Below are 12384 nucleotides of genomic sequence, written 5' to 3' on the forward strand. Positions count from 1 at the left end.
TCCTGAGAGGCCGCAGGAGTGTCCGTCGGGCTGATGTCCCGGGGTTGCCCGCGTCCTGTTGCAATGCCAATGTTAACCCATGGATCTGCCTTCCTCCATTGCCTGGCTGATTGACGAGGCTGCGGCTTCCCCCGGCCCCGAACGGTTTCTGGCCGAGCTCGGGCGCCGGCTGCTGGCCGACGGCCTGGGGCTTTCTGGCGGCGCGCTGACACTTTCGGTGCCGCATCCGATCATAGCGCGGCGTAGCTGGCTGTGGCGGGCCGAAACCGGAGCCGTCATCGAGGCGCTGGGGTTTGCCGCCGCACCGCAAAGCGATGCCGGGCGCGAATGGCTGGCCGGGCTCGGGCCGGTTTGGGAGGAGAGGATTGGAGCTTCGCGGGACGGCGCCATGCTCGGCTGGGCGGGCATCGGCAAGGGGGCAGGGGCGGACGAATTTTCTCCCGATGAAGCCGCGCGGCTGCAGGACGTCGCGCGTTTTGCGGCGGCGCCGCTCGCAGCCCTTGCGGCGCGGGAAGCGCGGGCGGCGCTGCTGGAAGCCTACCTCGGCCGGCGCAGTGCGGCTCGCGTTCAGTCGGGTGCGCTTGCTCGGGGCACCGGCGAAACCATTCGCGCCGCTCTTCTCTGCGCCGATTTGCGGGATTTCACCGCGCTTTCCCAAGTGACGGAGCCGCAGGCGATGATATCCGCGCTCGACGCTTATTTCGACCGCGTCGCCGGCGCCGTACATGCCTTCGGCGGCGAGGTGCTGAAATTCATCGGCGACGGCGTGCTGGCGATCTTTCCCGTCACTGCTGCTTCCGGCAATGGGGCCGGAGCTGATCGAGAGGCCTGCGAGGCGGCGCTCCGGGCCGTTGCAGCCAGCCGCGCCGGTATGGCCCATCTGGACCAGATGCGCCGGGCGCAGGGGCTGGCGCCGCTGCCCTTCGGCGCCGCGCTGCATTTCGGCGAAATCCTCTGGGGCAATATCGGCGCCGCCGACAGGCTTGACTTCACCGCCATCGGCCCGGCGGTCAATCTGGTCAGCCGGCTGGAAGGGCTCTGCAAGCCGCTCGGCCACAGCGTGCTGATCTCAGGCGCCGTGGCGGCGAACACCCAGGCCGCGCTGACGCCGCTCGGCGAGCACGCCCTGCGCGGCATCGCCGAGCCTTGCGCCGTCTTCACTTTGGCTGAGGATTGAGCCCTGAGATGGCCTGCCCGAATGCGCCTGCCATGCCATGTTCGGCGCTCACAAGAATCATGATTATTAATCGCTCGCACTGGCGCGTGATCATTCTGGCCACTGCCGGAGATCAAACACCTTAGGAGAAATTTGCAAAGAAATCTTTGCAAAACTGTGTTTGCGAATATATGATGGGGTCATGAAGGAGCAGAACTCCGAACCTGCCGCAGATGCCGTTGCCTCGCGCACCGTCAGCCGGGTCGTGCCCGAACCGACGGCGCTGAAGGCGCTGACGCATCCGGTTCGGCTGCGCATGCTCGGCATGCTGAGGATCGACGGTCCCGCCACGGCGACGCAGCTCGCCGTTCGGTTAGGCCTGAACAGCGGCGCGACGAGCTATCACCTGCGCCAGCTCGCCCAATACGGTTTCATCGAGGAAGCGCCGCATGTCTCGCGGCGCGACCGCTGGTGGCGCGCCAGCCACGAGCTGACCTCGGTTCCCCCGAGCGAATCCGAAGGCGAAGCGCTCGATCTCGACATGGCCTTCAACCAGGCGGCTCTCTCGCTGCAGGTCGGCCAGATGCAGCAGGCGCTGGAGGAATATGCCGAGCTGCCGGCGGAATGGCGCAGGGCGACGGCGGCCGACGACATCATCATCCCAATGACGGCGGAACAGGCCGAGGCCCTGACGAAGCGGCTGACAGGCATCATCCTTGAAGCGATGCGGGCCGCCCCGCCGCTGGGGGAGGCGGCGTCCCGGAATCCTGGCATGGTTCCTTTCTATGTCATGCTGCACGCCTTCCCCTATCCGGGCCGGCTGCCGCACCGCGAGCGGGAGGACGAGCGGTGAGAGAAGGCAGGCCATTCCTGGCGCTTGCCGCCGCAGAAACACTTTCATTTTCTGGCACCCGGCTATCGACCATCGCCATCCCCTGGCTGGTGCTGAGCGCCACAGGCAGCCCGGTGCTGACCGGGCTGACGGCGATGATGGAGATGCTGCCTTATGTGCTCGCCAAGGCGCTCGGCGGGCCGCTGATCGACCGCATCGGTGCCAAGCGCATCGCGATCATCTGCGACACGGCTTCCGTGATCGCGGTCGGGCTGGTGCCGCTTCTCGATCTCTTCGCTGTGCTGACCGTGCCGGTGCTGCTGCCCCTCGTCTTTGCCATGGGTGTGCTGCGCGGGCCTTCCGATGCCGCCAAGCAGGCGATGGTTCCCGATATCGCGACCCTCGCCGAAGTGCCGCTCGAACAGGTGACCGGCGTCTCCAGCGCCATCGAGCGGCTGGCCTCGACGGTGGGTGCGGCCGGCGCGGGCGCGCTGATCGGACTGATCGGCCCGAGTCAGGCGCTCCTCGTCAACGCCGCCACCTTCGCTGCGGCTGCCTTGGTCGTTGCATCAGGCATACCCGGCACCGCCCGCGTTCCCAAGATCCCAACCGCGCCCGACTCGCGGCCTGGCAGAACGTCATCCTATCTCGACGATCTCCGGGAAGGCTGGCGCTTTCTGCGCGGCGACGCCGTGCTCGTCAGCATTGTCACCATGGTGGCGATCACCAATCTGCTCGATCAGGCCTATCACGCCGTGCTGCTGCCCGTCTGGACGAAGAATGCCGGGCATGGGCCGGAGCTGCTCGGAGCGATGTTCGCCGCCTTCTCCGGCGCTTCCATCGCGGGCGCGGCGATTGCCGCTGTTATCGGCGAGCGCATGCCGCGTCTGATCGTCTATACCGTGGCCTTCCTCCTGACCGGATTTCCGCGCTTCCTGGTGCTCGCGGTGGATGCGCCGCTCGGCTCCGTCTTTGCAACACTCGCAATCGCAGGCTTTGCCTCCGGTTTCCTCAACCCGATCCTGTCGGCGGTGATGTTCGAGCGCATCCCCAAACCGCTGACCGGGCGCGTCACCGCGATGAACACCGCCCTCTGCTTCGCCCTCATTCCCTTCGGCGGCCTCGTCGGTGGCGCGCTGATCAGCACAATAGGGCTTGGCGCGGCGCTGCTCCTCTGCGGCCTCGCTTACCTCGCCGCGACCCTCTCTCCGCTGGCGCTCAAGAGCTTTCGCGGTTTTGACAAGGCGGTGGCATCAGCGCCGCGCGGGCCTAGCCTTGACCTCCGAATTCCTCGATCAACAGATCGATGAAGCAGCGGACGCGCGGCTCCAACACGCCTTTGTCGGAATAATGCGCCAAGATTTTCGTGTCGTCGGTTTCTAGATCAGGGAGGACTTGCCGGAGACGGCCGGCGGTCAAATCGGCGGCAATGAGGAAGTTCGGCAGGAGAGCGATCCCGAAGCCGGCCAGGGCAGCGTCGTGGAGGGCTTCACCGCTGTCGAGCCTCAGGCGGCTGCGCCCCTGCGCCTTGATCCAGCCGCCACCGCTGCGAAAGCGCCAGCCCTGCCTTTGGCCGCGGCTGGTGACGAACAGGCAGTCATGGGCGGCCAGATCCGCCATATCATTGGGGACGCCGCGTTCGGTGAGATAGGAGGGCGAGGCGCAGAGCAGCACCTTGTCACTGGCGATCACGCGCGTGATCAATCGGCTGTCGGCGGCCGACGACTTCGCGCCAATTCCGATCGCCAGATCGAAGCCATCCTCGACGATGTCGGCCGCGTGATCGGTGAAGCTCACTTCGACCTGCACGTCGGGCCACGTGCGAAGATATTTTTCGAGTAAAGGGAGCATGACCAGCGGCCCGAAGACATCGGGAACGGCAAGTCTGAGCACGCCTCGCGGCAAACCACTTCGCCCCGCAATGCTCGCCTCCGCCTCGTCGACCGATGCCAGGATCTGCAGCCCCTGGTCATAGAACACTCGTCCTTCATCAGTCAGGCTGAGTGTCCTCGTCGTACGGTTGAGCAGGCGCGCGCCGAGCCGCTCCTCGAGGCGGGTGACGGCCTTTCCCGCCGCCGAACGGGAGAGGCCCATGGCCTGCCCCCCGGCGATAAAGCTTCCGGCATCGACGACGGCCATGAAGATCAGGATGTCGTTCAGGTTCGTGCGCGGCATGAGGCAACTCGAGAGATTCGACTGCAGCTTTAAGTCGGTCGCGACGTGACCGATTCAAGGCTCGCATCATCAACGCCGACCGCGCCAGTTAGGTCCCGGGCGCATCGAAATGATGCCGGCCCGACGACAGCTGCCGTTTCGCATTACCACAGCGCATATAGAAGGCTCGCGCCAAGCCTCGCCGTCAGCGCCAGCCGAGCGCCGGAGCGACGTGAGCGAGGATCGCCTCGATGACGTGGGCGTTGTAGTCGACGCCGAGCTGGTTGGGCACGGTGAGCAGCAGTGTGTCGGCCTCAGCAATCGCCTCGTCTTCCGCAAGCTGCTTGACGAGCACGTCAGGTTCGGCAGCGTAGCTGCGGCCGAAGATCGCCCGCGTCTTCTCGTCAATGAAGCCGATCTTGTCGCCTTCGTCGTTGCCGTAGCCGAAATAGGCGCGGTCTCGGTCGTCGACCAGCGCGAAAATGCTGCGGCTGACCGAAACGCGCGGCTTGCGCGTGTGGCCGGCTTCCTTCCAGGCTTGACGATAGGCGCGGATCTGGCTGGCCTGCTGGACGTGGAATGGCTCACCGGTCTCGTCGTCCTTCAGCGTCGAACTCTGCAGGTTCATGCCGAGCTTGGCCGCCCAGACGGCGGTGGCGTTGGAGCTTGCGCCCCACCAGATCCGCTCACGCAGGCCTTCCGAATGCGGCTCGAGGCGCAGCAGGCCCGGCGGGTTTGGAAACATCGGCCGCGGGTTCGGTTTGGCGAAGCCTTCGCCGCGCAGCACTTCGAGGAAGACTTCGGCATGATGCCTGGCCATGTCGGCCTCGCTCTGACCTTCCGGCGGCGCATAGCCGAAATGGCGCCAGCCGTCGATCACCTGTTCGGGCGAGCCGCGGCTGATGCCGAGTTGCAGCCGCCCGCCGGCGATAAGATCGGCAGCACCGGCATCCTCGGCCATGTAAAGCGGGTTTTCATAGCGCATGTCGATAACCGCCGTGCCGATCTCGATCCGGCTGGTCTTGGCGCCGACGGCGGCAAGCAGCGGAAAGGGCGCGGCGAGCTGCCGGGCGAAATGGTGCACGCGGAAATAAGCGCCATCGGCGCCGAGCTCCTCGGCCGCAACGGCAAGGTCGATCGACTGCAGCAGCGCATCACCTGCCGAGCGCGTCTCCGATTGGGGCGAGGGCGTCCAGTGCCCGAACGAGAGAAAACCGATCTTCTTCATGGCGCGCCTTTTATCCGTTGCATCTCTTGGTAGATTGGTCATCGCATAGTTTCGGTGCGCAAGACAATCGTAACCGGATGGAACGCTGCGCTTGGCCGGCGACTCTTGCAGAAGCGGGATGCGAGACAATGCCCGCAAATATCGGGAAATGAGTCGCTTTTCCCGGGCCGAGTATGCTGGCAGCGGTCGTCATTCGGGAACTCCGCTTTCACGGAGGTGTTTGATGGATGCGCGCTGTGGCGCCGGCGCTTTCCCCAGGACAGAGAGGCGGAACGATGTCTATCAATCTCGAAAATGCAGTGGTCGTCATTACGGGAGCATCGAGCGGCATCGGTCAGGCCACTGCCGAGGCCTTCGCTCGGCGCGGAAGCAGGCTGGTGCTGGCGGCCCGCAACGGCGAGGCCTTGGAAAAGGTTGCCGAGACGTGCCGGGGTCTGGGTGCGGAGGCGATTTCCGTTGTTACCGACGTTACCGAGCCTGCTGCCGTGCGGTCGCTGGCCGACAGGGCAAAGGCTCTCGGCGATATCGACGTCTGGGTGAGCAATGTCGGCGTCGGCGCGGTCGGTCGGTTCGAGGAAACGCCGATCGAGGCGCATGAGCAGATCATCCGCACCAATCTGATCGGCCACATGAACGATGCCCATGCGGTGCTGCCGATCTTCTTGAAGCAGGACAGGGGCGTCTTTATCAACATGATTTCGCTCGGCGGCTTTGCGGCGGCACCGTTCGCGGCCGCCTATAGCGCCAGCAAATTCGGCCTGCGCGGCTTCTCCGAGGCGCTGCGGGCGGAGGTCGCCGACAAGCCGCGCATTCATGTCTGCGACGTCTATCCCGCCTTCGTCGATACGCCTGGCCTCAGGCACGGCGCCAATTATGTCGGCCGCCAGGTTTCCGCGCCGCCGCCGGTGCTCGATGCGCGCCGGGTCGCCGAGGCGATCGTCGGCGTCGCCAGATCGCCACGCGCAACCACCACCGTCGGCGTGGTCACAACTGCGACGCGGCTCGCCCATCTGCTGGCGCCTAATCTCGCCGCCAGGACGCTCGGCCGGCTGATGGCTGCCTATTTCAAGCGGGCGCCGCGCGCCGTCGAAAGCGATGGCAATCTCTACCGGCCCTCCACCGATACCGCCCGCATTGACGGCGGACTGCGATCGCCGCGCCGATATTCGGCGCCGCTCCTCCTCGGCCTTGCCGCTGTCGCCGTGCTGGCGCTTGCGGCTGCTGGGCCGAGGACGTACCCGCGCCGGCGGCTGGCCTTGGGCAGTCGGCACAGGTTTTGGTAGACAGGTTAGATGGCGTGGGTGCTTGCCCACGCCATAAACGGACTTGTGAGGGCTGAACCATCATCTGCGGCCCAGCCTTTGACTGCCGGCGAGCCTTAGCCACGGAGCCAGATGAAAGCCGCTCATCAGCAGGTACATCGGCACCATCCCGCCGATCGGGAGGGCATCCGGCGTGGTCATGCAGATCATGTCGGGGCTGCCGGTTGCGGCCGTCAGCAGTGCCATGATGGCAAATGTCGGGGCGGCGGCAAGCGAGAGGTAGTCGGAGGCAGCCAGCGCCATGACGGTCACTCCTTGCCGTAGCGGTCGTGGTGGCGCCACCAGATGCCGGTTTCGTTGCGGCCTTTGGGCGCGCGGTCGAGCCATTGGTACATGCCCCAGAGCCCGTCCAGCCCGCGCGCATAGCTGGAATAGCTGTGGTAGACGCCGCCGTCGATGAGTTCGAAGGTGCTGACGCCTGGCCGGTCGCGGGTGTAGGTGGGAACGTCGGTGCCGGTCATCGAAGCGATCTGGACGATGGGTTCGTCGCTGCCGCGCGCCTGCCATTCCGGCACGGTCTTGCCCCCCGGCGGTTCGGGGGCGGGCGGTTCGCGACGGTAGTTGTATTCGATCTCGCCGAGACGCTGCTGCTCCGGGCTGAACCAGACGCTGAAATCGGCGTTGAAATCGCTGCCGGCCGAGGAGGCCCAGGGGAAGCTCCAGTCCATGCGCCGCTTGAAGGCCTCAAGCTTTGCGAGCGGCGCGCGCGAGACGGCCCAGAAGGCGACATCGTGGTTTTCCAGGTGGACGAAGAAGCCGTTGAAACCGTCGGCGATCGAGGAGCAGGAGGGGCATCCGGCGCTGTAATCCGGTCCGAACATGAAGTGATAGATCAGGAGCTGCGAACGCCCGCCGAACAGATCCTTCAGCGAAGCTTCGCCGCGTTCGGTATCGAAGCGGTAGTCCTTTTCGATCCTCACACGGGGCAATTGCTGGCGTTTGGCCGCCAGCGCATCGCTTTGCCGCGTCAGTTCCTTTTCCTCCTCGAGCAAATCAAGTCTCGCCGCCAGCCATTGATCGCGGGTTGCATTCAGCATTGCCGTCATGGTCTTCTCCTTTGCCTGTCTCTCGTCGTAGCATCCGGCGCGGTTGCCTGCCGTTGAAAGAAGATTACGGCGGGAGGACAAATGCCGGGAGTGACAAGTGTGACGGGATTTGAATGGACTCGCTGATTACGGCCGCTGCACAGGCGCTGGCATCTGGCGATACGCTTGGAGCGCTGAAACGGGTGGCGCTGCGCGACGACGCGCCGGCCTTGGCGCTGCGCGGCATCGCCATGGCGCAGCTCGGAGATCTCATCCGCGCCAAGGCGCTGTTGAAGAGTGCCGCGCGCGCTTTCGGGCCGCGGGAGGCGGTGGCCCGCGCCCGCTGTGTCGTCGCCGAGGCAGAGATCGCGCTCGTCTCGCGCGATCTCACCTGGCCGCCGAAGGCGCTGGAGGCGGCGCGCAAGCTTCTGGAAGCGCATGGCGACCGGATCAACGCCGCCCACGCCGGCAATATCGCCATTCGCCGGCTGATGCTGATCGGCCGCCTCGACGAAGCCGAGCAGGCGCTGGCTGCGCTCGATCCGACGCCGCTGCCGCCGGCCTTGCGGGCCGCCCATGAGCTTGTTGCGGCCGGCATCGCCGTTCGGCGCCTGCGCACGCATGCGGCACGCGCAGCACTCGAACGGGCACAGGTTGCGGCCGAGCGGGCGAATATGCCGGTGCTGACGGCGGAGGTCGAAGCCGCTGGACATGTGCTCGATCTGCCGGCGGCGCGGCTGGTTTCGCGTGGGTATGACCGGTCGCTGCTGCTTGCCGAGGTGGAGGCGCTCTTTTCAAATGGCGCGCTCGTCGTCGATGCCTGCCGACATGTCGTGCGCGCGGGTGGCGCGGTAGTGCCGCTGGCGAGCCGGCCAGTGCTTTTCGCGCTCGCTCGTGCGCTTGCCGAAGCCTGGCCGGCGGATGTGTCGCGAGGGGTGCTGATCACACGCGCCTTCCGCGGCAAGCATGCCGATGAATCGCATCGCGCCCGGCTGCGCGTCGAGATCGGCCGGCTGCGCGCGGAATTAGCCGGCCTGGCGGAAGTCTCGGCTACCAAGCGCGGTTTTGCCCTTTCCGCTGCCGGCGCTTCTGAGGTTGCCGTGCTTGCGCCGCTCGTCGAAGGGCCGCATGCGGCGGTGCTCGCTTTCCTCGCCGATGGCGAAGCGTGGTCGAGTTCGGCGCTGGCAATCGCGCTCGGCACCAGTCCGCGCACCGTGCAGCGGGCGCTGGATGCGCTCGCTGGCGAGGAGAAGGTGCAAGCGATCGGACGCGGGCGGGCACGCCGCTGGATGAGCCCGCCGCTCTCCTCTTTCCCGACGATCTTGTTACTCCCGGGACCACTGCCGAGCGACTAGTATCAGTCAACCGACATGGAGGAAGACATGAAGACATCGGCTGCGACCATTCTGCGTGAATATGGACCCTTTCCGGGTGCTGAGCGCGTTCACGGCGTCACCTTTGACGGCCGGCATGTCTGGTTCGCCTCAGGCGACAGGCTGAACGCGCTCGATCCCGAAAGCGGTGAGGTGGTGCGGTCGATCGAGGTCGCCTCCCATGCCGGCACGGCTTTCGACGGCGAGTTCCTCTATCAGATCGCCGAGGACGTCATTCACAAGATCAACCCCAAGACCGGCCAGATCCTTTCCACCATCCCGGCGCCCGGCAATGGCGGCGATTCCGGCCTTGCCTGGGCCGAGGGCACGCTCTGGGTCGGCCAGCATCGCGGCCGCAGGATCCATCAGATCGATCCCGAAACCGGCAAGATCCTGCGCACTATCGAATCCAACCGCGTCGTCACAGGCGTCACCTGGGTCGACGGCCAGCTCTGGCACGGCACCTGGGAGGGCGACGACAGCGACGTCAGGCGCATCGATCCGCAGACGGGCGAGGTGCTGGAGCGGCTCGACATGCCCGAAGGCGCCGGCGTCTCCGGGCTCGAATCCGACGGCGCAGGCTGCTTCTTCTGTGGCGGAGGCAATAGCGGCAAGATCCGCGCCGTGCGCCGGCCATGAGCGCTGCGCCGCCGGGTGCGGGTGCTGCTCCTTGCAAGAAGGAGCTTTGGCGCGATATCCGTCTGCTTTAGCTGTTAAGGCGCGGCATTCCCCCGAGCCCCTCATGCTGAGGTGCGCAGCCCGTAGGCGGAGCCTCGAAGCACCGCCCCAACGCTGCTCCTTGCCGCCCCCATCGCCGGCACGTCCACCTTCGCCGTTGCGGCCCAGGGGGATGAGGCTCTCTTGAGTGCCGGCACCAACCAGTTGGTTACGCGGAAACAAAATCGCTGAGAATACACCGATTTATGCAGACCCATCATCTTCGAATAAAAGCGCCATCCCGATCGCATCGATGAACCGACCATCGATGTGCGCGGCGCGCCGGATTATGCCTTCGCGCACGAAGCCCAGTTTTTCATAGAGTGCGATCGCACGGCTATTGTCCTCGTACACATCGAGTTCGATCCTGACAAAACCAGCTTCCCGCGCGGCTCTCAGTGTCGTTTCGATGAGCTTCCGTCCAAGCCCCTGGCCGCGATAGTCGGGAAGAATCCCCATGCCGAGCTTTCCGCGATGAGCGTGGGACGGGAAGAAATGCCGGCTGATGTCGCACCAGCCGACGACCTCTTCGCCAATCACGGCAACGAATTGCGGATTGCCCTTTGCGATCATGCCCTTTACGAACTCACGCGTCTGAGGCAGGGGCGTCGCTTCCAGCATGGACAGATATTTTTTCTCCCGAGCGACGAGGTCCAAGGCGCGATGAAAACTGTCGATATGCGCAGCAGTGATCGATTCGACGCTGATGCCTGACGTTTTGGGTGTCGTTGCGGCCACAAGCTCTCCTTCGCAGACAGCGAGATATCCAAGACAGACATGTCGCAGACCCGCACCGAAGCGCATAATTCACCGTCCGTCAACTTTTGCGTGTCAACTTCGAAGGAACGGGCGCCATCAAAAGGTTGCGAGTATTGAAGGTCAGGCTCACATCGCACATCATGCTCGTCCTGGTGGCGCTAACCTGCGCGGCGGCCGTGATGCTGTGCGGATTTGCATGGCTCGCCGCCGTGAAGGTCGATGATCTCTACTTGCGCCGCCAGGCCGACTTTGTGCGACAAGGACTGGATGAGCAGATAAAGGCGCTTCCCAGAGAACAGGAAAGCGTCACCAAATGGGACGACGCCTTCCTTTATTCCAAGCAGCGGAATCATGAATGGTTGCTTGACAATGTCGGCCGCTGGACGAGCCAATATTTCGGACACGACAGAACCTATATCTTCGACGATAGCAATCGCCTGCTGTTTGCCTACCGCGACGGGACGGACACCATGCCGCCGCACCTCGGCAGCGACGACGGCGAGGAAATGACGGCGCTGACCGGCGAGATGCGGGCGGCTCTCGTCGAGCGCAAAAGGACCGGTGACGAACCGCTTGGCCAGCTGGCCAGGGTACGCACGATCATGATCGGCAACAGACCGGCGATAACAAGCGCGCGCCCCATTCTGCCGAGTTCGACAAGGATGCAAATCGAGGCGGGTAAGGAATTCATCGCCGTCTCTGTCAAGTTCATCGACGGAAAAGCTGCTGAAAGCGTCGCCCATTATGCGCGGCTGGAAGGATTGCATTTTTCTCCTTCGAAGGGTGAAGATGAGCGGGCGCAAGTGCCCGTCTTGTCCCATGACGGCGGGGTGGTCGGCTATCTCGTGTGGCAGCCGATCCGCCCGGGCTTCATGCTGCTTCAGCAGGTCGCGCCGGCGGGACTCGGCTGTCTGGCCCTGCTGATCGCTGCGGTGTTCTGGCTCGGACGGGGATTGCATCGCACTTCGCTGACCCTGCTGGACAGTCAGGCCGAGCTCACCCACCACCGCAACCATCTGGAAGAGATGGTGGCGGACCGAACGGCCGAAATCGAAAGACAAAGGCAGGAGCTGGACCGCCTGCTGGTGCACGAACGCCAGGTGAATGCGCTGCAGCGCCAGTTCGTCGCCATGGCTTCGCACGAATTTCGAACGCCGCTTGCCATCATCGACGCGGCCGCCCAGCGGCTCTGCCGCTCGACGACCAACGTCAGCGGTGAGTATGTTCACGAAAAAGCCGGAGTGATCCGCAGCGCGGTGGTGCGCATGGTCGATCTCATGGAGAGCATCCTTGCCAGCGGCCGGCTCGAAACCGGAAAGATCATACTGAAGCGGAGCGAGGGTGATCTGAAAGTCTTGCTCATCACCTGCTGCGATCGACAGCGCGAGCTTAGCCCTTCGCATGTCTTTCATCTCGATCTCGAGCTCATACCTGGCATATTGACCTTCGACCGAAGCGCGATGGAGCAGGTCTTCACCAATCTGATTTCGAACGCCGTCAAATATTCGCCCGATCAGCCTGATATTTATGTGCGCGCGCGGGTTGACAAGAAAATGGTGGAAATCACCATTGCCGATAGCGGCATCGGCATGGATGCGGATGATCTGCCGAAACTGTTTCAACCTTATTATCGCGCCCGAAGCGCGACGGGTATTGCCGGAACCGGCCTTGGCCTCAACGTCGTCAAGCAGGTCATCGAACTGCACGGCGGCACGGTCGAGGTGACGAGCGAGCTTGGCAAGGGCACAACATTTATCATTTCTCTGCCAATAGAATGTCTATTGTCGGATCAACAAGTCGCAGCTTAAGGAAGAGCTT

The 12384-nt window shown here is 64.4% G+C and carries 11 protein-coding genes and 1 pseudogene; 7 read left to right on the plus strand and 5 right to left on the minus strand.

Features of this window, described 5'->3' with window-relative positions:
* Nucleotides 1–79 precede the first annotated feature (79 nt).
* The 3 genes from ACQ7C1_RS12175 to ACQ7C1_RS12185 all read left to right on the plus strand — a co-directional run bounded on the left by ACQ7C1_RS12175 (nt 80) and on the right by ACQ7C1_RS12185 (nt 3298).
* Nucleotides 80–1177: an adenylate/guanylate cyclase domain-containing protein gene (locus ACQ7C1_RS12175; protein WP_430958431.1), complete on the plus strand. Its 1098-nt coding sequence runs from the start codon at nt 80–82 to the stop codon at nt 1175–1177.
* Nucleotides 1178–1358: 181 nt separating this feature from the next.
* A complete protein-coding gene (locus tag ACQ7C1_RS12180; protein WP_430958432.1) occupies nt 1359–2009 on the plus strand; it encodes a winged helix-turn-helix domain-containing protein in 651 nt (216 codons plus the stop codon).
* Nucleotides 2006–3298: an MFS transporter gene (locus ACQ7C1_RS12185; protein ID WP_430958433.1), complete on the plus strand. Its 1293-nt coding sequence runs from the start codon at nt 2006–2008 to the stop codon at nt 3296–3298. The genes ACQ7C1_RS12180 and ACQ7C1_RS12185 overlap by 4 nt, the downstream gene beginning before the upstream one ends.
* Here the strand turns inward: ACQ7C1_RS12185 and ACQ7C1_RS12190 are convergent.
* Nucleotides 3258–4163: a LysR family transcriptional regulator gene (locus tag ACQ7C1_RS12190; RefSeq protein ID WP_221112275.1), complete on the minus strand. Its 906-nt coding sequence runs from the start codon at nt 4161–4163 to the stop codon at nt 3258–3260. The genes ACQ7C1_RS12185 and ACQ7C1_RS12190 overlap by 41 nt on opposite strands.
* A gap of 184 nt (nt 4164–4347) precedes the next feature.
* Nucleotides 4348–5370, minus strand: a complete 1023-nt coding sequence (locus tag ACQ7C1_RS12195) for an LLM class flavin-dependent oxidoreductase (RefSeq protein WP_430958434.1) — start codon at nt 5368–5370, stop codon at nt 4348–4350.
* 275 nt (nt 5371–5645) lie between these two features.
* Here ACQ7C1_RS12195 and ACQ7C1_RS12200 point away from each other — a divergent pair, with 275 nt between their 5' ends.
* Nucleotides 5646–6653 carry an SDR family oxidoreductase gene (locus tag ACQ7C1_RS12200; RefSeq protein WP_430958435.1) on the plus strand — a complete coding sequence of 336 codons (1008 nt, stop codon included), beginning with the start codon at nt 5646–5648 and terminating at the stop codon, nt 6651–6653.
* 60 nt (nt 6654–6713) lie between these two features.
* Here the strand turns inward: ACQ7C1_RS12200 and ACQ7C1_RS12205 are convergent.
* Both ACQ7C1_RS12205 and ACQ7C1_RS12210 read right to left on the minus strand, forming a co-directional pair.
* Nucleotides 6714–6923 (minus strand): annotated as a pseudogene (locus tag ACQ7C1_RS12205) (hypothetical protein); the annotation flags it as partial.
* Nucleotides 6924–6940: 17 nt separating this feature from the next.
* A complete protein-coding gene (locus ACQ7C1_RS12210) occupies nt 6941–7738 on the minus strand; it encodes a DUF899 domain-containing protein (RefSeq protein WP_430958436.1) in 798 nt (265 codons plus the stop codon).
* Between the two features lie 113 nt (nt 7739–7851).
* On the opposite strand from ACQ7C1_RS12210, the gene ACQ7C1_RS12215 reads away from it, so the two are divergent.
* Nucleotides 7852–9072 (plus strand): helix-turn-helix domain-containing protein, encoded by a 1221-nt coding sequence (locus ACQ7C1_RS12215; RefSeq protein ID WP_430958437.1) that lies wholly within the window; start codon nt 7852–7854, stop codon nt 9070–9072.
* Between the two features lie 27 nt (nt 9073–9099).
* On the plus strand, nt 9100–9729 hold the full coding sequence (locus ACQ7C1_RS12220; protein WP_085778622.1) for a Vgb family protein: 630 nt from the start codon (nt 9100–9102) through the stop codon (nt 9727–9729).
* A 282-nt stretch (nt 9730–10011) separates the two neighbouring features.
* On the opposite strand, the gene ACQ7C1_RS12225 is transcribed toward ACQ7C1_RS12220, so the two are convergent.
* A complete protein-coding gene (locus ACQ7C1_RS12225) occupies nt 10012–10545 on the minus strand; it encodes a GNAT family N-acetyltransferase (RefSeq protein WP_430958438.1) in 534 nt (177 codons plus the stop codon).
* Nucleotides 10546–10631: 86 nt separating this feature from the next.
* On the opposite strand from ACQ7C1_RS12225, the gene ACQ7C1_RS12230 reads away from it, so the two are divergent.
* The gene (locus ACQ7C1_RS12230; protein ID WP_430958439.1) at nt 10632–12374 is read left to right on the plus strand and encodes an ATP-binding protein; all 1743 of its coding nucleotides are present in this window, start codon (nt 10632–10634) and stop codon (nt 12372–12374) included.
* Nucleotides 12375–12384: the final 10 nt, after the last annotated feature.

It is taken from the genome of Rhizobium sp. Nf11,1 (assembly GCF_050587665.1).
Taxonomy (GTDB): domain Bacteria; phylum Pseudomonadota; class Alphaproteobacteria; order Rhizobiales; family Rhizobiaceae; genus Rhizobium.